The organism is Streptomyces sp. NPDC087844 (assembly GCF_044742785.1).
Lineage (GTDB): Bacteria > Actinomycetota > Actinomycetes > Streptomycetales > Streptomycetaceae > Streptomyces.
Map to the genome: position 1 here is coordinate 19635 of NZ_JBIUVD010000024.1, position 23945 is coordinate 43579.

The following is a 23945-nucleotide window of genomic DNA, read 5'->3' on the forward strand; positions in this document are numbered from 1 at the left end:
CGGCGGGCGGTCCTAGAAAACCGACTCCGCCTCGTCCATCCGGTCCTTCGGGACCGTCTTCAGCTCGGTGACCGCCTCGGCCAGCGGGACCATCACGACGTCCGTGCCGCGCAGCGCCGTCATCCGGCCGAACTCACCGCGGTGCGCCGCCTCCACCGCGTGCCAGCCGAAACGCGTCGCGAGCACCCGGTCGTACGCGGTCGGCGTGCCGCCGCGCTGGATGTGGCCGAGAATGACCGGCTTGGCCTCCTTGCCGAGGCGGCGCTCCAGCTCGTACGCCAGCGCCGTCCCGATGCCCTGGAAGCGCTCGTGGCCGAACTGGTCGATCTCGCCGTGGCCGTAGTCCATGCTGCCCTCGACGGGGTGCGCGCCCTCGGCCACACAGATGACCGCGAACTTCTTCCCGCGGGCGAAGCGCTCCTCGACCATCTTGATCAGGTCGGCCGGGTCGAACGGGCGCTCGGGCAGGCAGATGCCGTGGGCGCCGGCGGCCATGCCGGATTCCAGCGCGATCCAGCCGGCGTGGCGGCCCATGACCTCGACGACCATCACCCGCTGATGGGACTCGGCGGTCGTCTTGAGGCGGTCCATCGCCTCCGTGGCGACCCCGACGGCGGTGTCGAACCCGAAGGTGCGGTCCGTCGACGAGATGTCGTTGTCGATCGTCTTGGGGACCCCGACCACGGGCAGGCCCGCGTCCGACAGCATCCGCGCCGCCGTAAGGGTGCCCTCGCCGCCGATCGGGATCAGTACGTCGATACCGAACTCGCGCGCTGTGTCCTGAGCGTTCTCGCAGGCCTCGCGGAGGCGGTCGCGCTGGAGCCGGGAGGAGCCGAGGATGGTGCCGCCACGGGCGAGGATGCCGCTGACGGCGTCCAGGTCGAGGCTTCGGTAGCGCCCTTCCAGCAGTCCCGCGTAGCCGTCCTCGAACCCGACGACCTCGGCGTCGTAGTTGGTGACGGCCCGGTGCACGACCGACCGGATGACGGCGTTCAGTCCCGGACAGTCGCCGCCTGCGGTAAGAACTCCGATACGCATCGTGCTGTGTCTCCTGCTCGCTGTGGGGCCGTGTCTCCTGTGGTACCTGAGAGCCAGTCCGATTGTTTCACGGGCCACAGGGGGCCGCTGTCCGCACCCTTCGCGCCCCGGCGACCGCTGACGCGCCCCCCTCAAGCCCTCGCCAAGCCCTCAAGCCCCCGCCGAGCCCCCCGAGCCCTTCCTTCCGCCCCTCCGGAGCGCCCGTCCGCCCCAGGCCTGACGGGCGCCTTAGCCATGCCCGGAGGTATTGTCAAGAGGGCTCAGCCGACGACGTCGGCTGCGTTTGTACCGACATCGGAGGAAACGGAGAGCACGCGTGACGCGCAGCGTGTACGTGACCGGGATCGACCGAGGTGACGGCCGCCAGGTCATCGAGCTGGGAGTCATGGAGCTCCTGACCCGCCAGGTGGACCGGGTGGGGGTGTTCCGCCCCCTCGTCCACGACGGACCCGACCGGCTCTTCGAGCTGCTGCGCGCCCGCTACCGCCTCGCCCAGGACCCGGCGACGGTCTACGGCATGGACTACCACGAGGCCTCCGCGCTCCAGGCCGACCAGGGCACCGACGAACTGGTCTCGCAGCTCGTCGACCGCTTCCACCTGGTGGCCCGCGACTACGACGTCGTCCTCGTCCTCGGTACGGACTACGCCGACACCCAGTTCCCGGACGAGCTGGCGCTCAACGCCCGCCTGGCGAACGAGTTCGGCGCGTCCGTGATCCCCGTGGTGGGCGGCCGCAAGCAGACCGTGGAGTCGGTGCTCGCGGAGACCCGCAACGCGTTCCGCGCCTACGACGGCCTGGGCTGCGACGTCCTCGCGATGGTGGCGAACCGGGTCGCCCCCGCCGACCGCGGGGACATCCACGAGCTGCTCGACAACCGCCTCCCCGTGCCGTGTTACGTACTGCCGGACGAGCCCGCGCTCTCCGCGCCGACGGTCGCGCAGATCACCCACGCGCTCGGCGGCAAGGTGCTCCTCGGCGACGACGCGGGGCTCGCGCGCGACGCGCTGAACTTCGTCTTCGGCGGCGCGATGCTGCCGAACTTCCTGGGCGCGCTGACCCCGGGCTGTCTGGTCGTCACGCCCGGCGACCGCGCCGACCTCGTGGTGGGCGCCCTCGCCGCGCACAGCGCCGGCACCCCGCCGATAGCGGGCGTGGTGCTCACCCTGAACGAGCGCCCCAGCGACCTCGTCCTCACCCTGGCCGCCCGCCTCGCCCCCGGCACCCCGGTGGTCGCGGTCGAGACCGGGTCCTTCCTCACGGCGTCCGAACTCTTCGCCATGGAGGGCAAGTTGAATGCGGCCACGCCCCGCAAGGCGGAGACGGCGCTGGGCCTCTTCGAGCGGTACGTGGACACCGGCGGCCTCCTCAAGCGCGTCTCGGCGACCAGCAGCGGCCGCGTCACGCCGATGATGTTCGAGCACACGCTCCTGGAGCAGGCCCGCTCCAGCAAGCGGCGCGTCGTGCTGCCCGAGGGCACCGAGCCGCGCGTCCTGCACGCCGCCGAGGTGCTGCTGCGCCGCGGTGTCTGCGACCTCACCCTGCTGGGCCCCGTCGACCAGATCCGCAAGAAGGCCGCCGACCTCGGCATCGACCTCGGCGCCGCCCAGCTGATCGACCCGCAGACCTCCGAGCTGCGCGACCGGTTCGCCGAGCGGTACGCCCAGCTCCGGGCCCACAAGGGCGTCTCCGTCGAGCTGGCGTACGACGTCGTCTCGGACGTGAACTACTTCGGCACGCTGATGGTCCAGGAGGGCCTCGCCGACGGCATGGTCTCGGGGTCGGTGCACTCCACGGCGGCCACCATCCGGCCGGCCTTCGAGATCATCAAGACCAAGCCGGAGGCGTCCATCGTCTCCTCGGTCTTCTTCATGTGCCTCGCCGACAAGGTGCTCGTGTACGGCGACTGCGCGGTCAACCCCGACCCGAACGCCGAGCAGTTGGCCGACATCGCCATCCAGGCCGCCGCCACCGCCGAGCAGTTCGGGGTCGAGCCGCGGATCGCGATGCTCTCGTACTCGACCGGCACGTCCGGCTCGGGCGCGGACGTCGACAAGGTGCGCACGGCCACCGAGCTGGTCCGCTCGCGGCGCGCCGATCTGAGCGTCGAGGGGCCGATCCAGTACGACGCGGCCGTCGAGCCGTCCGTCGCGGCGACCAAGCTGCCGGGGTCGAAGGTCGCCGGGCAGGCGTCCGTGCTGATCTTCCCGGACCTCAACACCGGCAACAACACGTACAAGGCCGTGCAGCGGTCGGCCGGCGCGATCGCCGTCGGACCGGTCCTCCAGGGCCTGCGCAAGCCGGTCAACGACCTGTCCCGGGGCGCGCTCGTCGGGGACATCGTGAACACGGTCGCCATCACCGCGATCCAGGCCCAGGCACAGCCCCCGGCCGGCGCGGTGCACGGAGACCCCTCCCCCGACGCCACCCAGACCGCGACCTCGACCCCGACCCCGATCCCGAAGGCTTCCGCCCAGTGAGTGCCAACCGTGTCCGTGTCCTCGTCCTCAACTCCGGCTCCTCCTCGCTGAAGTACCAGCTGCTCGACATGAGCGACGGCAGCCGGCTGGCCGCGGGCCTCGTCGAGCGCATCGGCGAGGAGACCTCCAGGCTCAAGCACTCCCCGCTGGCCGCGGGCGGTGAGGCCCGCGAGAGCGACGGACGGATCGCCGACCACGAGGCCGCGCTGAAGGCCGTCGCCGAGGAGCTGTCCCGCGACGGGCTCGGTCTCGACTCCCCCGAACTGGCCGCGATCGGCCACCGGGTCGTGCACGGCGGCCGGAAGTTCACCCGGCCGACCGTCGTCGACGACGCGGCCCTCGCCGAGATCGAGCGCCTCATCCCGGTGGCACCGCTGCACAACCCGGCCAACCTCACCGGCATCCGTACCGCGCGGGCACTGCGCCCGGACCTCCCCCAGGTCGCCGTCTTCGACACGGCGTTCCACACGACGATGCCGGAGTCCGCGGCCCGCTACGCCATCGACGTGAAGACCGCCGACGAACACCGCATCCGCCGGTACGGCTTTCACGGCACCTCGCACGCGTACGTGTCCCGCGAGACGGCCCGGCTGCTGGGCCGGGCCCCGGAGGACGTGAACGTCATCGTGCTGCACCTGGGCAACGGCGCCTCGGCCTCCGCGGTCGAGAAGGGCCGGTGCGTGGACACCTCCATGGGGCTCACGCCCTTGGAGGGGCTCGTGATGGGTACGCGCTCCGGAGACGTGGATCCGGCGGTCATCTTCCATTTGACGCGTGTTGGCGAAATGTCCACGGACGAGATCGACACTCTGCTCAACAAGAAGAGCGGTCTGCTCGGACTGTGCGGTGACAACGACATGCGCGAGATCCGCCGCCGTATCGACGAGGGCGGCGAGGACGCCGCACCGGCACAGCTCGCCTTCGACATCTACATACACCGCCTCAAGAAGTACATCGGCGCCTATTACGCGGTACTGGGCCAAGTCGACGCGGTCGTCTTCACCGCCGGCGTCGGCGAGAACGCGGCCCCGGTGCGCGAGGCCGCGATCGCGGGCCTGGACTCGCTGGGCCTGGCCGTCGACGGCGACCTGAACTCCGTACGGTCCGACGCGGCGCGGCTGATCTCGCCCGAGGGCGCGCGGGTCGCGGTGGCCGTCGTGCCGACCGACGAGGAACTGGAGATCGCGAACCAGACGTACGCGCTCGTGGGGGACGGGCACGCCGGGGCCGCCTGAGAGAGCCTCTGAAACATTGGAAAGTCAGCCGGAAGAACAAGAGAACAACCGGAAGAACAACGGGAAAACAGCCACTCAGATTCACGCCTGAGCGCGCACCCGCCCATTTGTATCTTCCACCAGACGGAATATTCCGAAGCGAAACAAACCGATAGGATCGCCCTCATGCGCCGTTCCAAAATCGTCTGCACACTCGGTCCCGCCGTCGACTCCCACGAACAGCTCGTCTCGCTGATCGAGGCCGGCATGAACGTGGCCCGTTTCAACTTCAGCCACGGCTCCCACGCCGAGCACCAGGGCCGCTACGAGCGGGTCCGCTCCGCCGCTCGGGAGACCGGGCGCGCCATCGGCGTCCTGGCCGACCTCCAGGGCCCGAAGATCCGGCTGGAGACCTTCGCCGAGGGTCCCGTCGAGCTGGAGCGCGGTGACGAGTTCACCATCACGACCGAGGACGTCCCGGGCGACAAGTCGATCTGCGGCACCACCTACAAGGGTCTGCCGGGCGATGTCTCCAAGGGCGACCAGGTCCTGATCAACGACGGCAACGTCGAGCTGCGGGTCGTCGAGATCGACGGCCCGAACGTGAAGACGATCGTCATCGAGGGCGGCGTCATCTCGGACCACAAGGGCATCAACCTGCCCGGTACGGCCGTGAACGTGCCGGCGCTGTCCGAGAAGGACGTCGACGACCTGCGCTTCGCCCTGCAGATGGGCTGCGACCTGGTCGCCCTGTCCTTCGTGCGCGACGCCCACGACGTGAACGACGTCCACAAGATCATGGACGAGGAGGGCCGCCGGGTCCCCGTCATCGCCAAGGTGGAGAAGCCCCAGGCGGTGGAGAACATGGAGGCCGTCGTGGCGGCCTTCGACGGCGTCATGGTGGCCCGTGGCGACCTGGCCGTCGAGTACCCGCTGGAGCGGGTCCCGATGGTGCAGAAGCGCCTCGTGGAGCTGTGTCGGCGCAACGCCAAGCCGGTGATCGTCGCGACCCAGATGATGGAGTCGATGATCACCAACTCCCGCCCGACGCGCGCCGAGGCGTCCGACGTGGCCAACGCGATCCTGGACGGGGCGGACGCGGTCATGCTGTCGGCCGAGTCCAGCGTCGGCGCGTACCCGATCGAGACCGTGAAGACGATGTCGAAGATCGTCGTCGCGGCCGAGGAGGAACTGCTCTCCAAGGGCCTGCAGCCGCTCGTGCCGGGCAAGAAGCCGCGTACGCAGGGTGGCTCCGTCGCCCGTGCCGCGTGCGAGATCGCGGACTTCCTGGGCGGCAAGGGCCTGGTGGCCTTCACCAAGTCCGGGGACACCGCGCGCCGCCTCTCCCGCTATCGCGCCGCCCAGCCGATCCAGGCGTTCACCACGGACGAGGGCACCCGCAACCAGCTCGCGCTGAGCTGGGGCGTCGAGTCGCACGTCGTGCCGTTCGTGCACAGCACCGACGAGATGATCGAACTGGTCGACAGCGAGCTGCGCAAGCTCAACCGCTTCAGCGACGGCGACATCGTCGTGATGACCGCCGGCTCGCCTCCCGGCGTCACCGGCACCACGAACATGGTCCGCGTACACCACCTGGGCGGCTGACCGCCTCCCGTACGCAGCTGAGGGCGCTCCCTGCCGCGCAGGGGGCGCCCTCAGCCGTTCCTTGTGCCGAACACCGTCCTAGCCGAGCGGGGTGTTGTACTGCCTCATCCCGGGGATCGTCAGGTCTCCGCCGAACTGGGCGGCCTGGACGACCTTCACCTTCGTGAAGTAGATCAGCGGGATGTTCAGCGGCGGAGGGTTCTCCGGGTCGAACGTGATCGGGATCAGACCGAGCAGGTTGCCGGAGATGCTCTCCGTGTACATGACCGTCTTGCCGTTCTTGATGGTGGACGTCGTGCCGCTGCCCGCCTGGACGTGGTAGCGCACCCCGGCGTCCTTGTCGTCGACCGTCTGGTGCAGGTCGCCGATGTCGGTGCCGTTGGAGATCACGTACTTCAGGACCTTCTTGACCGAGCCGTTGGCGGTCTTCACCTTGACGATGCCCTGGTAGTCGGCGCCCTTGAGGGTCAGGGAACTGGCCTCCAGCATCCACGGGTCGTCGGCAAGGGCGGGGATGCCCTGCTCGACACCGCTCTCGTCGTCCGTGGCGGCCGGGCAGTCGTCCGGGTCCGTGGTGGAACTCGCGGACGGGCTGGGCGTCGGGGAGGCGGTGGCCTCGCCGGCCGCGTCCTCGGCCTTCTCCGTGGCGTCCTTCGCGGCCTCGGACGCCGTGCCGGTCACGTCCTCGACCGTGTCCTCGGCCTTGCCGGCCGTGTCCTTGACGGTGTCCTCGACATCGCCGACCGGGTCGGAGCCGCTCTTCGTGGCCGAGGGACTCGGCGTGGCGGACGGCTCCGCGGTGGGGGTCGCGGACTCCTTCCCGCCGGGCGTGAGGATGTCCTCAAGCGCGTCGCCGATCTCGTCCAGGACGTTGCCGCTGCTCTGCGAGGGGCTGGGCGTCGGCGTGGACGCCGCGCCCCCCGACTCGGCCGGCTTGCTCGTCGAGGCGGACGGCGTGGGGTCGGGCTTGTCCTCGGAACCTGAATCCGAGGAAGAGCCACCACCCGTCGAGCCGTCGCCCGCGGAGTCGTCGTCCGAGGCGGGAGCGCTCGCCGAGGCCGAGGCGGAGGCGGAGGGCGACGGGGTCGCCGTCGCGTCCTGCTCCTCGTCGTCCTTGGCGTCCTTGTCGTCCTTGGCGCTGTCGTCCAGCGCCTCGACGCAGTCCTTGTACTCGTCGATCGTGAGGTTCTTCGCCGACGGCTTGTCGTCGGCCTGGGCGAGGGTCGGTGTGAACCCCATGCCCATGAGGATCGCGGTCGGCATCGACGCTATGGCTATCGCCTTGCCCGCGGGCACGTGCAGCCTGGTGAACAGAGGTTTCCTGGGGGCTGCGTGCCGCGGCCCGGTTCTCTCACGGGACTCGCCCGCGGAGTCCGCGTATTGGACCTCGTCAGCCGGCACTGTGCCTCCCGTTCGCCCCGTTGGTGGGGCTCGTTCCTGACAGATCGTTCGGCTCGCTCGTCCCGTCGGCCGGCGCGGCCTGCGGAACGCCTCCCTTGTCCGTACGGTCCGTCCCGGTCCGGCGTGCGGCCGACTCGTCCCCCGGCACCCACGCGACCGCCATCCCGCCGCCGATCAGGGCCAGCAGGAAGCCGATCAGGAAGCCACCGAGGTTCGACACGGGGATGGAGACAAGCCCCAGCAGGATCGCCGCGACACCGGCGAAGACCCGCACGTGCTTCTGGTACCAGAGGCTGATTCCGAGAACACCCAGGAGCACTCCGATGATGAGCGAACCGGCACCCGCGGTCGTCGCCATGGCCAGCGTGAGATGCCCGATCTGAAGGTTCGCATACGGGAAGTAGGCGATCGGGAATCCCGCGAGCAGGATGAACAGGCCGGCCCAGAACGGACGGCCACCACGCCAGACACGGAACCGCAGCCGCCAGTAGGTGATTTGACCGCGCGCGGCAGGATTCCCTGCAGGAGTCTCGGCGCTCATGGAAAACAGCTCCCTGGAACGGCGTTGCTGTGAGAGGTTCACGTACTGCTCAGTAGGACCGAGCAGGGGGACGGGTGGGCGAGGCAGCACAGGCTCCCTCACCCACCCAGGGAGTGCTTAGTAGCACTCCTTGACACCCTTGGACAGCGACATCTTCAGACCGCTGAGCTTGAAGGTGCCGGCGGTGGTCGCCCACGCCGTCTGCTTCACGTCGGTCAGCACGGCCTTGTCGGCCTGCTGCGCGAAACCGTAGGGGTTCGCCTGGTCACCCTTGGCGATTCCCGGACCCTTGCTGGCGTCCTTGGCCGCAACACCGATGTCGATGTTGGTGAAGACCGCGTCGGCCTCAAGGTCCTCGACGTCGATGTAGAGCTTCTTGGCCTCGACCGGGTCGTGACCCTTGCCGCCCGCATTCAGCGTCAGGGACACGGACCCGAGGAACGGGACATCCGGGGTGACCACGGACTGGCACATGTTCGTGATCGTGGCGGACTCGAACGCCGACACCGCGACCGGGTGCGCCGTCTTGTCGCCCTTGAGCGTGTACCCCTGGTCGATGGCTCCGTACTGCGAGAAGCCGGTACCGACCAGCTTGTCCGCCGTCACCTTGAACGACTGACCCGACACGCTGAACGACGCGGCGAGAGCGCCTTGTGCAAGGGCGATGCCTATGCACGCCGTGGCGGCCACGCTGGGCACCATGACAACGGCGAACCGCTTCCATCTGGTCCCGCCACGCACCTGGGACTCCATATTTCCTCCTTCTCGGACGTACATCTCCGGCCCTGGCCGCCGCCAGACAGCGGCTCAGCCGGGCAGGGATGGGAGAAGTGCTACGTCCTCGGGAAGGAGAGCGCCCGAACCCGGAGGCGCGCAACGCACCCGGATCACCGGCGATCACCCCCGAGCGACAACCACTGGTCGCGCCTGAACACTTCACGCACAACCTGCCGGACAGGCTCCGCCAGAACGGCGAAGACCCCCCTGTCCAAGGACCGGCGCCACTGCCGCCGCCCCTACTCGGTGGGGACCCAAGAAAACCCGCTGACCCGAGTGGTTGTCGGGGGAGGGCAATGGACCGAGCGTCGCCGATCGTGGTGCATTCTGGCCGCCCGCACAAGGGGGTTCGTTACTGGCTAGTAACGGCCGGATAACCGAACAACGACCTGCCGGTATCGACCGAACACCGAGGGTGGTCCCGAAGGAGGTCACAAAATGATCGAAGATTGGACGGAATCCGACAGATCACCGCCGTGGACTTACTCCCAGTAACAGTGGCCGCGTTTACCAAGTTTTGGTAAAGCGCGGCCACTAAGTGACTGTGTCGGCAAATCCTTCACCCGGGTATCACCGGGTGCGGCGTTTAGCGACTGGTCAGAACAGAGCGCGCGCCAGCGCCCTGCGCGCGGCCGTCACACGGGGATCGTCGCCGCCCACGACCTCGAAGAGCTCCAGCAGCCGTACGCGCGCCGCCTCGCGGTCGTCGCCCGCCGTACGCGCCACGGTGTCGACGAGCCGCCCCAGGGCGTTCTCCACATGACCGCCCACCAGGTCCAGGTCGGCGGCGGCGATCTGCGCGGGCACGTCACCGGGCCGGTCCGCGGCCTCCTTGCGTACCTGCTGGGGGTCGACGCCCTGCACCCGCTGGAGCAACTCGGCCTGGGCGAGGCCCAGCTTGGCCTCCGTGTTCCCCGGGTCGTCGCTCAGCACGTTCTTGTACGCCTGGACCGCACCGCCCAGGTCACCCGCGTCCAGCGCCTGCACGGCGGCTTCGAGCAGCGCGTCGTACGGGCCGACCGGAACCTCGGGGGCCGTGGCGGCCTCGTCCCGCCCGGCGTCCTGCGCACTCTGGTCCACGGTCACGCCGGTGAGCCCGAACCGCTCCTCGGCGACCTGGACGAGCTGGTCCAGGGTGCCCCGGATCTGCGCCTCGGGAGCGGCGCCCTGGAAGAGCGGCAGGGCCTGGCCGGCCACCACCGCGAAGACGGCCGGGATCCCCTGGACCCCGAACTGCTGCATCAGCATCTGATTGGCGTCGACGTCGATCTTGGCGAGCACGAACCGGCCGTTGTACTCGGCGGTCAGCCGCTCCAGGAGCGGGCTGAGCTGCTTGCACGGCTCGCACCACTCGGCCCAGAAGTCGATGACGACCGGCACCTCGGTGGAGCGCTGCAGGACGTCCCGCTCAAAACCCGCCTCATCCACATCGATGACGAGACTCGACGCGGACACGGCGGGAACGGCCCCGCCCCCCTGCCGTACCGCTTCGGCGCGCGCCTGCTCCGCCTTCGCCTTGGCCTCCTGGGCCGCTTTCACCGCGGCGAGGTCGACGACTCCGCTCATGGACATGTTCCGTGGCTGCATGCGTCTATCCTCCCCCCTCCGCGGGCCTGAGTGAAAAGCACTGTGAAAGCCAGTCCGATACGTGTTTCTGACGCCGGGTCCCCACCTGGCGCCGCGTGGTCGTCGCTCACGTACGAGCCGGGTCGCGCGCTCTCGCGCAGCGCTCCAGCATCGCGCTTTCGCTACGAGCCGTAGCGTAACTGTCCCGGGACGACCGGGGGAAGCCCGATCCGGTGATCTCCCTCACCCGTCCACAGGATCCCCCTGAGCGGAACGCCCGGATATGGTCGCCGACATGCAGAGTCGCAGTTCCGCCCCCCGTACGGGACGTCCGCGCAGCGTCGAGGCCGACGAGGCGATCCTGGCGGCGACGCGTGCGGCTCTCGTGGAACTGGGCTGGTCGGGGCTGACACTGGGCGACGTGGCGACCCGCGCGGGTGTCGCGAAAACGACGCTCTACCGGCGCTGGGCGGGCAAGAACGAGCTGGTGGTCGACGCGGTGGCGGCGCTCTTCGACGAACTGGAGCTGCCCGACCGCGGGAGTCTCGCCGCGGACATCGAGATCGTGGTGCTCCAGTTCGCGGCGATCCTGAGCCGCCCGGAGGCCAAGACCGCGCTGATGGCGGTGGTCGCCGAGTCGACCGGCGACACCGCCCTGCGCGACCGCATCCGCTCGTCCATCGTCGACCGCCAGAAGCACCTCGTCACGGAGGGCCGCGCCCGCGCCCAGGCCCGCGGGGAGCTGCCCGTGGAGAACGACCCGGAGACGGCCGCCCGCGGCACGGACCTGATCTTCGACGTGATCGCCGGCGCGGTCGTGCATCGCTGCCTGGTGAGTTCCAAGCCGGTCGACACCGACTGGGCCGGCGACTTCACCAGGCTTCTGCTGAACGGCTTGACCGCGGCCTCGGCCACCTGACCCCCGTCGTCAACCGTTCAGCTCGCACCAGACGAGCTTGCCGCCGGCGCGGGACAGACCCATGGGGTAGTGGCCCCAGTGGTCGGCCAGCTCCGCCACGATCCCCAGCCCACGCCCGCCTTCGGCGCCCGCGGCCACGCCCGCGCTCGGCGTACTGATCCGAGGCGGCTCACCGCTGGTGTCCCACACCGAGAGCCGCAGCCACTTCCCCGAACGCTTCACCCGCAGGCAGGACGGGCCGGGGGCGTGCACATGCGCGTTGGTGACCAACTCGGAGACCAACAGCTCTGCCGTGGCGCTGAGTTCACCGAGCCCGTGCGCACGGAGCATCAGCCGCTGGGCGCCGCGGGCGACGCCGACGGCGAGGGGGTGGTGCGGGAGGTTGATGCTGTACTCCCAGTCGTCCCCGTTGTTCATAAGGCCTCCGCCATAGGGAAGTTGCGCAACTCGGATGCACACGGTGTGTGCTTGTTGCGATACTGAGAGTAGATAGAGGGGAGTAGTTTTTGCACCTAAATCCCCGAACGAGTGACGTCAATTTTCCAGCAAGGGGACGAACATTGGCACTACGGACGAGGATCAGCGCCCGGCAGCGGCGTTTGGGCGCCGAGCTGCGAAGAGCCCGCGAACGCAGCGGAGTCAGCACGAATGATGCGGCTGCGGCGACAGGGCTCAGAGCCCCGCTCCTGAGCAACATCGAGGCTGGTCGCACCGCCATCGCCGCCGAACGACTCCGCAGGCTGTGCGAGCACTACGGGCATATTTCTACCCCGCACATTGAAGCCTTGGTCGCCATGTCCGAGTCCAGTGGGAAGGGTTGGTGGAGCGCCTATCAGGGACGTATCACCCGGCACGCGCTCAACCTCGCCGAACTGGAAACCGGTGCGGTCGGCCTGCGGTCGTACGAGCCCCTGGTCATCCCGGGCCTGTTCCAGACCGAGGAGTACATCCGGGCCCTGTTCGGGGATGTGAAGCCCAAACACGCCACGACCGAGGACGCCATCGCCTTCAGGCTGGAGCGCCAGCGGATCCTCGTGCGCGACGACGCGCCCGCCGTACACGCCGTGATCCACGAGGCCGCCCTGCGCATGCACTACGGCGGCCCCAGCGTCATGCGCAGGCAGTTGTTGCATCTCATCGAACTGTCGAGCCTGCCGAACGTGACGATTCAGGTCTTCCCGTTCCGCGCACGGACCTTCCTGGGTGTCAGCACTCCGTTCCTGTACGTGCGACCGCCGGTCGTCGAGGAACTGGCCACGGTCGTACTGGAACATCCGAGCGAGCCGATCTACCGTGACACTCAGGAGCAGCTGTCCCAATACCGCACCCTCTTCGGCCGGTTGACGGAGTCCGCGCTCCCTCCGATCGCGCCCTCCGATACGGCCGAGGCCCAGGCGGCTCCAGGTTCCCTTCTGCTGATCCAGCATCTCCTGTACGACTTTTAGAAAGGCCCGCGGTGCCCCACCTCACCTGGCAGAAATCGTCGTTCAGCGGCGACGAGTCCGGCAACTGTCTCTACCTCGCCGCCACCCCCGACGGAGTCCTCCGCCTCCGCGAGAGCGACACCCCCGACGAGGTCATCGCCACCACGCCCGCCCGACTGGGCCACCTCATACGCTCGCTGAAAGCAGCCCGCTCACCACAATCACCACACGCAGCAGGTCGTGCGGACAGCGGTGCGGCATCCTGATGCACCAGCCGGAAGCCGCCCCGTCCTCTCAGAACCCCGGCGGCTCCGTGTACACCCCCCACTCGTCGCGCAGGACATCGCAGATCTCCCCGAGTGTGGCCTCCGCCCGCACCGCGTCCAGCATCGGGCCGATCATGTTCGACCCGTCCCGCGCGGCGGCCAGCATGGAGTCCAGGGACGACCGCACAGCGGCCTCGTCCCGCGCGGCCCGGCGCGCGCCCAGCTCCTGGACCTGGTCCCGCTCCACCTCATGGCTGACCCGCATGATCTCCAGGTCACCGGTCACCGACCCGTGGTGGACGTTCACCCCCACGACCCGCTTGTCGCCCTTCTCCAGCGCCCGCTGGTACTGGAACGCGGACTCGGCGATCTCCCCGGTGAACCACCCGTCCTCGATCCCGCGCAGGATCCCGGAGGTGATCGGCCCGATGGGGTGCCGCCCGTCGGGGTGAGCCCGCAGGCCTCGTTCCCTTATCTGCTCGAAGATCTTCTCCGCGTCCGCCTCGATACGGTCGGTGAGCTGTTCGACGTACCAGGAACCGCCCAGCGGATCGGCGACGTTGGCGACGCCGGTCTCCTCCATCAGGACCTGCTGGGTGCGCAGCGCGATCTCCGCCGCCTGCTCGGACGGCAGGGCCAGCGTCTCGTCCAGGGCGTTCGTGTGGAGCGAGTTGCTGCCGCCCAGCACCGCGGCCAGCGCCTCGACCGCCGTACGGACCACGTTGTTGTACGGCTGCTGGGCCGTCAGCGAGACACCGGCGGTCTGCGTGTGGAACCGCAGCCACTGCGCCTTGTCCGACCGGGCCCCGTACACGTCCCGCATCCACCGCGCCCAGATCCGCCGCGCCGCCCGGAACTTGGCGATCTCCTCGAAGAAGTCGAGGTGCGCGTCGAAGAAGAAGGAGAGGCCGGGCGCGAACACGTCGACCTCCATGCCACGGCTGAGCCCCAGCTCCACGTACCCGAAGCCGTCGGCAAGTGTGTACGCCAGCTCCTGCGCGGCCGTCGAACCGGCCTCGCGGATGTGGTAGCCGGAGACCGACAGCGGCTTGTACGCGGGGATCTTCGCCGCGCAGTGCTCCATCAGGTCGCCGATGAGCCGCAGATGCGGTTCGGGCTCGAAGAGCCACTCCTTCTGTGCGATGTACTCCTTGAAGATGTCGGTCTGGAGCGTGCCGTTGAGCAGGGCCGGGTCCACGCCCTGCCGTTCGGCGGCCACCAGGTACATGCAGAAGACCGGCACGGCCGGTCCGCTGATGGTCATCGACGTCGTCACGTCACCGAGCGGAATGTCCTTGAACAGGACCTCCATGTCGGCCGCGGAGTCGATCGCGACCCCGCAGTGGCCGACCTCGCCGAGCGCGCGTGGGTCGTCGGAGTCGCGCCCCATGAGCGTGGGCATGTCGAAGGCCACGGAGAGCCCGCCCCCGCCGTTGGAGAGGATCGTCTTGTAGCGCCCGTTGGTCTGCTCGGCGTTCCCGAAACCGGCGAACTGCCGGATGGTCCACGTCCGCCCCCGGTAGCCCGTGGCGTGGAGACCCCGCGTGTACGGGTACTCCCCGGGCCAGCCGATCCGCTCGAACCCCTCGTAGGCATCCCCGGGCCGCGGTCCGTAGACCGGTTCGACGGGGTCCCCGGAGAGCGTACTGAAGTCGGCGTCACGCTTGCGTGCAGCGTCGTAACGGGCCTGCCAGCGTCGGCGGCCCTCCTCGATGGCGTCAGCGTCCATACCCCGAATTTACTAGGACGTCCTAGTAAATGTCGATGGCAGACCGCCACGGATACGTCCGTGGCGGTGGTGGCACCCGGTTGACAGGACCCTGAGCAGGACCTTGCGCGGGGCCTCGGCAGGACCTTGCGCGGGGCCTCGGCAGGACCTTGCGCGGGGCCTCGGCAGGACCTTGAACGGGGCCGCCTAGGCCTTCGCGACCGCGCCCGGGTCCTCGGTGACCTTGGACTCCAGCTCGCGGCTGACCTTGCGCTCCACGAAGAAGGCGGCGGTGGGGACCGTACCCGCGAGCAGCACCCACAGGAGCTTCGGCACCGGCCACTTCGCCTTGGAGCCCAGGTCGAAGGCGAAGACCAGGTAGACGACGTACAGCCAGCCGTGCGCGACGCTGACGACACGCGTGAAGTCCGCGGCGCCGTCCAGGTCGAGCACGTACTTGCCGATCATCCCGAGGACCAGCAGGACCAGCAGGACACCGGTGACGTAGGCCATGACGCGGTAGCGGGTCAGCACGCTCTTTTTCATGGCTACGAGCGTAACCACCGGTTTCGCACGATCTTCCGGCGCCCCCGCGCGCCTAGTGCCGCGGCTCACTCCTCGTCGAAGTCGTGCGCCGCCACCCTCAGTGGTCTCAGCATCGCGAAGATCTCCCGGCACTCCTCGGCGTCGTACGCCCCGAGCCCGAAGTCCATCGCCATCAGGTCGCGGGTGGCCGCGTCGCAGACCTCGCGACCCTTGTCGGTGATCGAGGCGAGGGTGCCACGTCCGTCGTTGGGGTTGGGCCGCTTGTCGACGAGCCCGGACCGTACGAGCCGGTCAACCGTGTTCGTCACGGACGTCGGATGCACCATCAGCCGTTCGCCGATCTTGGACATCGTCAGCTCACCGGCCTTGGAGAAGGTGAGCAGCACCAGCGCCTCGTACCGGGCGAACGTCAGCCCGTACGGCTTGACGACCGCGTCGACCTCGGCGAGGAGGATCTGGTGCGCGCGCATGATCGAGGTGATCGCGCCCATGGACGGCACGGACCCCCAGCGCTGTTTCCAGAGTTCGTCGGCTCGGGCGATGGGATCGAAGGCAAGGCTGAGCGGCTTCGGCACGGCAAAGACCCTACCGGCCGGTCATATCGTGGTCAGCCCCGTCTCGCCTTTCGGTATTCGCCCCCTTCCTCACCCTTCTTCCCGGACCTTCTGCCCCGCCGCCCCGGGGGCCGCCCCCGCCCTCCTCCCGGTACGCCGCACCTCCGCCACCAGCAGCAGGCAGCACACCGTCCCGAGCGCACCGACCCCGCCCACCACCGCGCTGACCGGCCAGAATTCGGCCGCCGCCCCGGCCAGCGCCATGCCCACGCCCTGGATGGTCATAAGACCGGCCGTGTGCACGGTCATGGCCCGCCCGCGCAGCTCCTCCGGCACGGCGTCCACGAACCAGCGGTCGAGCCCCAGCGTGTACGCGCCCGTGGACCCGGCGACCAGCAGCGCGAGCAGGATCCAGCCGAGGCCCGGATGGAACGGGTAGGCGAGCAGCGGCAGCAGACCGCAGCCCGCGAGCGGCAGCACGATCCGGGAGCGGGCCGCCGGTGACAGGGCGGCACCCGCGTACAGCTCCCCCGCGATCGTCCCGACCGGCATCGCGCACATCAGCAGCCCGACCCAGACCGTGCCGACGCCGACCTCGTCCGCGTACGCGGCGGCCAGTGCCTCCGGCGCGACGACGAACATCGGCGGCACCCAGAGCAGGAGGAGCAACGCCCGGATGCGGCGGTCGCCCAGGACCTGCCGGGTACCGGCGAGCGAGTAGCGCATCAGCGATCCGCCGCCGGTCCGCGCGGGCCTGCGGCGGGTGCCGAGGCGCAGCAGCAGCGCCGAGGCGAGGAAGGTGCCGAAGGTGATGACCAGCGCGCCGCGCGGCGGTACGAAGGCCAGCAGGACACCGCCCAGGCCGAAGCCCACGAGCACCGCGCTCTGCGACACGATCCGCAGCAGGGAGCGGCCCAGCACGAAGAGGTCGCCGTCCCCGAGGATCTCCGTCAGCGTGGCCATCCGAGTGCCGCTGAACACCGGCGAGACGGCCGCGATGGCGCACCGCAGGGCGAGCAGGGCGGCGACGGGGGTGGCCGGCAGGGCCATCAGCGCCGCGCATCCGGCGCACACGAGGTCGCACCCGACGAGTACCCGCCGGGCCGGGAACCGGTCGGCCACTCCGGACAGCAGCGTCCCGCCCACGAGGTACGGCAGGAAGCCCAGCGCGAAGGCCAGTGCGCTGAGCAGCGGTGATCCCGTCAGCTCGTACACGAGCACGGTCAGGGCGATCTCGCTGACGACGACGCCCAGCAGGGACAGCGCGTGCGCGGCGAAGACGACCCGGAACTCCCTGACGGCGAAGGCCCGGCCGTACCCGCTCCCCCGCGCGTCGCGGGAGACCTGCTCGGTCCGCGCTGCTTCCGACCCGGCCTCCGGCCCGGCTTGTGGAGTGACCTGTGGAGTGGTCTGTGCAGTGGTGTCTGGGGTGGATTCCGGCATGGGCAGCAGCGTCGCGTGGCGGCGGCGGGGGTCATAGAGTTTCGGTCCAGGCCGAATCTTTCAGGCCGAATCTTTCTGGCCCCCGCCCGGGAGGCGTGATGCCGTACCACCTCCACTTCGGGGAGGACGACTTTCTCCACTGCCGTTTCGCGCTGTCGCCCCTGTGGGAGACCCACGAGGCGGTACGCACCCTGCGGCGCCCGGAGCGACAGGGCTATCACCCGGCCTGGCTGCGCCGCATCCGTTCGGCGGCGGCCGAGCTGGACCTGGAGCCCCTGTGGCTGCTGATGCCGCAGCGCGGGAACAGCCCGGACTGTCTGATGCCGCCTCCGATCGGGCCGGCGGCCACCTTCGAGGAGGAGATCGCCGCCGTGCGCGGCACGGGTCCGAAGGTCGCGCGGGCCGAGCTGGCGCTCTCCCTCGCGGACACCCCGGGCGCCACCGAGTCCCCGGCCGGCCGGGCGATGCTCGCCGACCCCGCCCGTGCGGTGCGGGAGCTGGCGGACACGATGGAGGCGGCCTGGCACACCCTGGTGGAACCCGCCTGGCCGAGGCTCCGGGCCCTCCTGGAGGCCGACATCGCCTTCCACTCCCGTCGTCTCGCCGAGGTGGGCCTCGCCGGACTGCTCCCCGAACTGGACCGGCGGGTCGCCTGGGACGCGGGCAGGCTCACGGTCGACTCACGCGGCGAGCACGTACGCGAACTGGGCGGCCGGGGGCTGGTGCTGATGCCCAGCGTCTTCACCTGGCCGGACGTGGTGAGCGGCTTCGACCCGCCCTGGCAGCCTGCGCTGGTCTACCCGGCGCGGGGCATCGGGGGCCTGTGGGCCGAACCGTCCGACCGCACCCCCGAAGCCCTGGTACGGCTGCTGGGCCGGGGCCGGGCAGCCGTGCTGGCCGCGCTGGCGGAACCCACCGCCACCACGGCCCTCGCGCACCGCCTCGGCCTCGCGCCCTCGTCCGTCTCCGCGCATCTGTCGGCGCTGCGTGACGCCGGCCTGCTCGTCTCGCACCGGTACGGACACCAGGTGCTGTATGAGAGGACGCCGCTCGGCATCGCGCTGGCCTCGGGCGGGGTCTGACGGACCGACAGGGGGCGAGGGCTCATGGGCTCGCGGTGTCGCACCAGTGCCCGATAGATCCGCTATGTCACGATGGCCGGAAAACCGTCACTGACGGTCACCTTCGCCCAAGGGGGCAGGATGTTCCGGCCGACCCGTACCCGCACCCGTACCCGCGCGGCGCTCGCCGTCTTCGCCGCGTCCGCCGCGTCCGCCGCGCTGGGACTCGTGACGGGCTGCTCGTCCCCGTCCGAGGGCGGCCCGGCCGCCCTCGCCCGGCAGACCGGCGCGCAGGCGAGCCCCGCCGCCGGTTCCCCGTTCTGGATCGACCCGCAGAGCCCCGCCGCCCGGCAGGCCCGGGCGTGGGAGCGGCAGGGCAGGGAGAACGACGCCCGGCTGCTCAAGCGCATCGCGGACCGCCCCGCGGCGCTGTGGCCGGCCGGTGACCACCCCGAGCCGAGGATCAGGGAGGCGACACGGGCGGCGGCCGGGGAAGGGCGTACGCCCGTGTTCGTCGCGTACGCCATCCCGCACCGCGACTGCGGTCAGCACTCGGCGGGCGGGGCGCACGACGGAGACGCCTACCGGGACTGGATCGACCGGTTCGCGCGGGCCCTGGGCGACAGTCCCGCGCTGGTCGTCCTTGAGCCCGACGCGGTCGCCCACATCGTGGACGGCTGCACACCGGGCGAGTACCACGCGCAGCGCGAGCAGTTGCTCTCCGAGGCGATCGTGCGGCTGAAGGAGCAGCCGAACACGAAGGTGTACCTGGACGCGGGCAACCCGGACTGGATCCAGGAGCCGCAGAAGCTCGTGGAACCCCTCGGGCGGGCCGGTGTCGCGAACGCCGACGGGTTCGCCCTGAACGTCTCCAACTTCCAGACGGACGCGATCACCAAGGAGTACGGCCGCCGTCTCTCGCAGGCCCTCGGCGGCAAGCACTTCGTGGTGGACACCAGCCGCAACGGCAACGGCCCGCTGCGGGGCGACCGCGCGCAGGCCTGGTGCAACCCGCCGGGCCGGGCGCTCGGCACCCCGCCCACCACCGACACCGGCGACCCGGTCGTGGACGCCTACCTGTGGATCAAGCGGCCCGGGGAGTCGGACGGGCAGTGCCGCGGGGGCCCCGCGGCCGGGCAGTGGTGGGCGGACTACGCCCTGGGACTGGCCCGCAACTCCAAGCCCCAGTAGGCCACTCGGTAGCAGCGGGCCGCCGGTCCACCCGTCGAACCGTCAGCACGACCGTACGACCGTACGACAGGACGTCAGCACGTCAGCCGTCACTTGACCTGGACCCACTTCGCCTCGGACGGTGTCCCTTCCGCGTCCGACACGAACAGCATGTACCAGCCGGGCGGCACCAGCGTCCGGTCCTTCGGTACGTCCACGGTCACCGAGTCCTTGCTCCTGGTGATCCCCAGCGCGATGGACCGCTGCTCGACGTCCGTGGTGTGCGTGACCGCGCTGGGCCGCATCAACCGGGCGTTCACGACCTTGTCCGGGTGCCGGGTCGCGAAGGTGGCGCGGCCCTCGCCGTCCACCTCCTGCGGTCCGTCGCCGAGGACGGGGCGGCTCTTGCCGTGTCTGTGCAGGGCGGGCGGGGTGAAGATCTCCATGCGCTGCTCGAAGTGGCCGAGCTTGGTGTTCTGCTGGTCGTCGAAGAGCGGGTCGGAGCCGAAGGTGGCGATCCGGCCGTCGGGCAGCAGGAGCGCCTCGGAGTGGTAGTTGCGGCCGACCTTCGGCGAGGCGGCCTGGCGGAACGAGTTGGACTTCGGGTCGTAGAACTGCGCCTTGTGGATGTTGCTGGCGCCGCGCCCGCGGTAGTCCCTGGCACCGTTGGACGTGAACACCGAGTCGTCCGGCATGATCACGCTGTTCAGATAGCGGGTGCCCTGCGGCAGGTCGGGGCCGTCCTCGAAGACGGGGTTCGCCTTCTTGAGGTCGACGACGGCCGTGCGCGAGGTCGACTTCTTGGACTCACCGACCCCTCCGCCGCCGAGGATCATCACCTTCTGGTCCTGGGCGGGAGGCAGCAGGAGCGAGGCCGAGGTCTCCGTGGTGTCCCGGTCGCTCAGGCCGGGCACCTTCTGGAACCTGTTGGTCCGCAGGTCCCACAGACCCGCGTCGCGGCCGAGTTCGGCGGGCCCGTAACCGGCGTTCGAGGCCGGGTAGAAGAGCTTGCCGCCCTTGGTGAGGAAGAGGGCCGGATAGGTGGGGAAGTAGCGCTTGGGGCCTGGCTTCCACTTCTTCGTCCTCGGGTCGTAGATCTCGTTGTCCCCGGGGTCGATGACGCCGACGTCGTCGAGTCCGGAGACCGCGAGCACCTTCCCGTCCTGGAGTCCGACGAGCGTCGGGTACCAGCGGGCCTTGTCCATCGGCTCGACGGGCACGTACTTCTCCGCCGTCGGGTCGAACTCGTAGGCGGCCCTGATCCCCTGGAAGTCCTGCTTCTCCATGGTGATCTTCTCGGAGAGGCCGTACGTGTTGTCGGCGTCCTTGCCCTTGAGACCGAGGATCTCGTACTGGGCGCGCTTGTCCGTGACGGGGACCGGGCCGTCCTCGGTGGCCTCGACGAAGACCCGGGCCTCGCTCGCCTTGACCTTCGTCTTCCAGGGCTGCATGACGCCGGCTTTGTTGTAGGTGATCTGCTGGGTGCGCTTGGCCTTGGGCACGGTGACGTCGAAACGGCTGACGTACTCGACGCCGGAGGGCGAGCGGAAACGGGTGCCCTTCTTGAGGGCGATGGTTCTGTCCGGGTTCTCGTTCTTCACGCGCATACCGCCGCCGGCCCGCTCGACCTCGCCGTCGAGCAGTTCGTAGCGGGCCGTGCCGCCGGCCACGAGCATGCGGCCGCTGGGCAGTTGGGCGTGTCCGGCGCAGAAGAAGTCGGCCGGTGTGGCGATCTTCTTGAAGGTGTCGGTCTTCGGGTCCCACAGGATCGTGTCGAAGGACCCCTTGTCGAACTTCTTCTGCTCGTTGCCGGAGCCCGCGACGATCAGCACCTTGCCGGTGTGCAGGAGCGCCGCGTGGATGGCGTTGGTGCGGAACTCCTCGGGGATGCCGAGCTGTTTCCACGAGCCGTACTTCGCCTGGTAGCCGGGCTGGGCGATCTTGTACTCGTAGTACTGCTCCGAGGCGAAGCCGATGGCGGCCGGCGCGTTGAGTCCGGCGAGCAGAGCGACGCCGCCGACGCCGAGCAGCCGCTTCTGGGTCTTCTTCGAAAGCGTCTTCCTCAGTGACGCGTTCGTCACTGACGCCTTCTTCAAGGGCCGGTGGGCCATGGCCTAGCTACCTCCTGTCGTACTGCTGGAGACCGTTCCGGCGGCGGCGCTGCCCGCGAGGGCAGGGGCGGGCTCGGCGGCCTCGGCGATCCGGACGGTGGGCACGAGATGCCTGCCCGCCCTGCGGGCCCTGGCACGGGTGGCGGTCCACACGGCTACCGGGGAGAGGGAGATGGCCAGCGCGAGGACCGCCCAGGTACGCATGGCCGCGTGGGTGTGGTCGAGCACGAACGACGCGACCAGTGACGACGTCAGGACCGCCGCCCAGAAGAGATGGATACGGAAGGTCGCGACACGGTCGGGGCTGGTGTCGCCGCCCTTGGGGGTGATGACGAACCTGCTGGGACGACGGATCAGGGCCGCGCCGAGGGACTTGAGGTAGATGGGCGCGGAAAGAGCCGACATCGCCATACCCGCCAGACCACCGGAACCCTCCGGTTCGTGCGGGGAGACGTTGTGCCGCCGGTTCCACAGATACAGACCGACCTGGAGTGCGGCCGCGTCGCTGTAGAGCATCAGCCACATGGAGGCCGAGACCTGAGTGCCGGACGCCCCGAAGCACAGGAACAGGACGCAGCTGAGGATGCCCAGCAGCCAGTTGACGGCCGTCATCGGGTAGTAGACGAGCATCAGCGTGTACGAGAAGAGCCGGCCGGGCGGCATCGAGAAGGGTGCCTTCCAGTACTGCTTGAACAGCGTCTCGTAGGTGCCTCGCGACCAGCGCATCTGCTGGGTGAAGAAGTCGGTCCAGGAGGCGGGGCCCTCACCGACGGCGAGTACGTCAGGGGTGTAGACGGACTCCCAGTGGTGGCCTGTCCTCGGGTTCTTGTGCCGGTGCATCTCGAAACCGGTGGCCATGTCCTCGGTGATGGAGTCGTACAGGCCGCCGACCTGCCTGACGGCCGCGATCCGTACGACGTTGTTGGTGCCGACGAACATGGGCGCGCGGTAGCGGTTGCCGGCGCGCTGGATCAGGGCGTGGAAGAGGAACTGCTGGGACTCGGCCGCCTTGGTGACGGGAGTGGTGTAGTTGCCGTACACCTGCGGGCCGACGACGAAGGCGACGTCCGGGTCGCGGAAGTAGCCCATCATCCGTTCCAGGAACTCCGGGAGCGGGACGTGGTCCGTGTCGACGGAGGCGAAGAAGTCGTACTCGCCGCCGTGCATCGCGATCCACGCGTTGTAGTTGCCGTGTTTGGTACGGGTCTTGTGGACACCCTTGGCCCTGTTCCACTCGGGAACACCGTGCCGCGTGAAGTGCCGCACGCCGAGCTCTTCGCACAGCGCCTTCGCCTGCTCGTCGTTCCCCTCGTCCAGGAGCCAGACGTCGAGCGGGCCGGGGTGGGTGACCTTGACGGCCCCTTCGAGGGTGGCGCGGACCATCGAGAGCGGTTCCTTGCCGGGGACGAAGGTGGTCAGGAAGGCGACCCGGGTTCCTTCGGCAGGGGTGACGGGAACGGGATCTCTGGCCACCATCGTCGCGTGGGCGATGGAGACCACGTTGACGACCATGAAGAGCTCGATGAGGCCGATCGCCACGAGCATCGTGATGTCGAGTCCTACCAGCCAGCGGGCGCCGCCCTCGCGCTCCACCCAGTGGGTGGGCCACACCAGGTAGACCAGGAGCAGTCCTGTGAGCACCGGGGCGAGCGTCATGAGCAGGACGGCTCGTATTCGGTGCGGCTCGCTCGACAGGAGCTTGGTGTACTGCACCCGGTAGGCCGAGCCGGACGGCTCCGTGAGCGGTCCGGCCAACCTGCTGTGGGTGTCGTAGTCGTAGCCCTCCGGCCGCACAGCGCCCTCCAGTGCCCAGTGATCGAACAAGCCGATACCCACACAAAAGTGGCATTACGTCGGCGTGTCGAACGGAGGGGGTCCAGGTGGGTGTTGCCTCCGGCGGTGGGGCGGGGGGCACTTGCCGGGTGCGGGCCGCGTGGGGCTGGGTGCGCAGTTCCCCGCGCCCCTCGGAACCGGGGTCGGGTGCCGGGGCGTGTGGGGCTGGGCGCTGGTGGCCGTTTTGGGGGCGCGGGGAACTGCGCGATCAGCCCCCACCGGGGCGCCAGTCAGAAATAGGGCCCGCAGCTCCGCGCGGCCTTTCAGGGGCGCGGGGAACTGCGCGGCC

Annotated in this window: 20 protein-coding genes and 1 pseudogene; 9 read left to right on the forward strand and 12 right to left on the reverse strand. The window is 69.6% G+C overall.

Annotated features, from left to right (window positions below; translation table 11 throughout):
* Positions 1 to 12: 12 nt before the first annotated feature.
* Positions 13 to 1038, reverse strand: a complete 1026-nt coding sequence (locus ACIOKD_RS34315; protein ID WP_402091783.1) for an ATP-dependent 6-phosphofructokinase — start codon at positions 1036 to 1038, stop codon at positions 13 to 15.
* 316 nt (positions 1039 to 1354) lie between these two features.
* On the opposite strand from ACIOKD_RS34315, the gene pta reads away from it, so the two are divergent.
* The 3 genes from pta to pyk all read left to right on the forward strand — a co-directional run bounded on the left by pta (position 1355) and on the right by pyk (position 6336).
* A complete protein-coding gene (gene pta, locus ACIOKD_RS34320; RefSeq protein ID WP_402091785.1) occupies positions 1355 to 3517 on the forward strand; it encodes a phosphate acetyltransferase in 2163 nt (720 codons plus the stop codon).
* Positions 3514 to 4752: an acetate kinase gene (locus tag ACIOKD_RS34325; RefSeq protein ID WP_402091787.1), complete on the forward strand. Its 1239-nt coding sequence runs from the start codon at positions 3514 to 3516 to the stop codon at positions 4750 to 4752. The genes pta and ACIOKD_RS34325 overlap by 4 nt, the downstream gene beginning before the upstream one ends.
* A gap of 165 nt (positions 4753 to 4917) precedes the next feature.
* Positions 4918 to 6336 (forward strand): pyruvate kinase, encoded by a 1419-nt coding sequence (gene pyk, locus ACIOKD_RS34330; RefSeq protein ID WP_402091788.1) that lies wholly within the window; start codon positions 4918 to 4920, stop codon positions 6334 to 6336.
* 78 nt (positions 6337 to 6414) lie between these two features.
* Here the strand turns inward: pyk and ACIOKD_RS34335 are convergent, their stop codons facing one another.
* From ACIOKD_RS34335 to ACIOKD_RS34350, 4 genes are all read right to left on the reverse strand, one after another.
* On the reverse strand, positions 6415 to 7737 hold the full coding sequence (locus tag ACIOKD_RS34335; protein ID WP_402091790.1) for a hypothetical protein: 1323 nt from the start codon (positions 7735 to 7737) through the stop codon (positions 6415 to 6417).
* Positions 7727 to 8278 (reverse strand): DUF6114 domain-containing protein, encoded by a 552-nt coding sequence (locus ACIOKD_RS34340; RefSeq protein WP_402091791.1) that lies wholly within the window; start codon positions 8276 to 8278, stop codon positions 7727 to 7729. The genes ACIOKD_RS34335 and ACIOKD_RS34340 overlap by 11 nt, the downstream gene beginning before the upstream one ends.
* 117 nt (positions 8279 to 8395) lie before the next feature.
* A complete protein-coding gene (locus tag ACIOKD_RS34345) occupies positions 8396 to 9031 on the reverse strand; it encodes a DUF6230 family protein (RefSeq protein ID WP_402091793.1) in 636 nt (211 codons plus the stop codon).
* A 621-nt stretch (positions 9032 to 9652) separates the two neighbouring features.
* Positions 9653 to 10642, reverse strand: coding sequence for a tetratricopeptide repeat protein (locus ACIOKD_RS34350; RefSeq protein WP_402091795.1), 990 nt, complete (start codon positions 10640 to 10642; stop codon positions 9653 to 9655).
* A 274-nt stretch (positions 10643 to 10916) separates the two neighbouring features.
* On the opposite strand from ACIOKD_RS34350, the gene ACIOKD_RS34355 reads away from it, so the two are divergent.
* A complete protein-coding gene (locus ACIOKD_RS34355; RefSeq protein WP_402091796.1) occupies positions 10917 to 11540 on the forward strand; it encodes a TetR/AcrR family transcriptional regulator in 624 nt (207 codons plus the stop codon).
* A 9-nt stretch (positions 11541 to 11549) separates the two neighbouring features.
* Here the strand turns inward: ACIOKD_RS34355 and ACIOKD_RS34360 are convergent, their stop codons facing one another.
* On the reverse strand, positions 11550 to 11957 hold the full coding sequence (locus ACIOKD_RS34360; RefSeq protein ID WP_402091798.1) for an ATP-binding protein: 408 nt from the start codon (positions 11955 to 11957) through the stop codon (positions 11550 to 11552).
* Positions 11958 to 12139: 182 nt separating this feature from the next.
* Here ACIOKD_RS34360 and ACIOKD_RS34365 point away from each other — a divergent pair.
* The 3 genes and pseudogenes from ACIOKD_RS34365 to ACIOKD_RS34375 form a co-directional block, all read left to right on the forward strand.
* Positions 12140 to 12295 (forward strand): annotated as a pseudogene (locus ACIOKD_RS34365) (helix-turn-helix domain-containing protein); the annotation flags it as partial.
* A gap of 39 nt (positions 12296 to 12334) precedes the next feature.
* On the forward strand, positions 12335 to 12985 hold the full coding sequence (locus ACIOKD_RS34370; RefSeq protein ID WP_402091921.1) for a DUF5753 domain-containing protein: 651 nt from the start codon (positions 12335 to 12337) through the stop codon (positions 12983 to 12985).
* Between the two features lie 11 nt (positions 12986 to 12996).
* Positions 12997 to 13230, forward strand: a complete 234-nt coding sequence (locus tag ACIOKD_RS34375; protein ID WP_402091799.1) for a DUF397 domain-containing protein — start codon at positions 12997 to 12999, stop codon at positions 13228 to 13230.
* Between the two features lie 28 nt (positions 13231 to 13258).
* Here the strand turns inward: ACIOKD_RS34375 and ACIOKD_RS34380 are convergent, their stop codons facing one another.
* From ACIOKD_RS34380 to ACIOKD_RS34395, 4 genes are all read right to left on the reverse strand, one after another.
* Positions 13259 to 14959, reverse strand: coding sequence for a methylmalonyl-CoA mutase (locus ACIOKD_RS34380; RefSeq protein ID WP_402091800.1), 1701 nt, complete (start codon positions 14957 to 14959; stop codon positions 13259 to 13261).
* A 186-nt stretch (positions 14960 to 15145) separates the two neighbouring features.
* On the reverse strand, positions 15146 to 15484 hold the full coding sequence (locus ACIOKD_RS34385) for a DUF3817 domain-containing protein (protein WP_189773405.1): 339 nt from the start codon (positions 15482 to 15484) through the stop codon (positions 15146 to 15148).
* Positions 15485 to 15549: 65 nt separating this feature from the next.
* Complete coding sequence (locus ACIOKD_RS34390; RefSeq protein WP_402091801.1) at positions 15550 to 16059, reverse strand: MarR family winged helix-turn-helix transcriptional regulator; 510 nt, start codon at positions 16057 to 16059, stop codon at positions 15550 to 15552.
* 69 nt (positions 16060 to 16128) lie between these two features.
* Positions 16129 to 17481 (reverse strand): MFS transporter, encoded by a 1353-nt coding sequence (locus tag ACIOKD_RS34395; RefSeq protein ID WP_402091802.1) that lies wholly within the window; start codon positions 17479 to 17481, stop codon positions 16129 to 16131.
* Positions 17482 to 17579: 98 nt separating this feature from the next.
* Here ACIOKD_RS34395 and ACIOKD_RS34400 point away from each other — a divergent pair, with 98 nt between their 5' ends.
* Positions 17580 to 18563 (forward strand): DUF5937 family protein, encoded by a 984-nt coding sequence (locus ACIOKD_RS34400; RefSeq protein ID WP_402091803.1) that lies wholly within the window; start codon positions 17580 to 17582, stop codon positions 18561 to 18563.
* 120 nt (positions 18564 to 18683) lie between these two features.
* Complete coding sequence (locus tag ACIOKD_RS34405) at positions 18684 to 19733, forward strand: glycoside hydrolase family 6 protein (RefSeq protein WP_402091804.1); 1050 nt, start codon at positions 18684 to 18686, stop codon at positions 19731 to 19733.
* A gap of 89 nt (positions 19734 to 19822) precedes the next feature.
* On the opposite strand, the gene ACIOKD_RS34410 is transcribed toward ACIOKD_RS34405, so the two are convergent.
* Positions 19823 to 21823 carry a galactose oxidase-like domain-containing protein gene (locus tag ACIOKD_RS34410; protein WP_402091806.1) on the reverse strand — a complete coding sequence of 667 codons (2001 nt, stop codon included), beginning with the start codon at positions 21821 to 21823 and terminating at the stop codon, positions 19823 to 19825.
* 3 nt (positions 21824 to 21826) lie between these two features.
* Entirely contained in the window at positions 21827 to 23617 is a 1791-nt protein-coding gene (locus tag ACIOKD_RS34415) for a glycosyltransferase family 2 protein (RefSeq protein WP_402091922.1), read from the reverse strand.
* Positions 23618 to 23945: the final 328 nt, after the last annotated feature.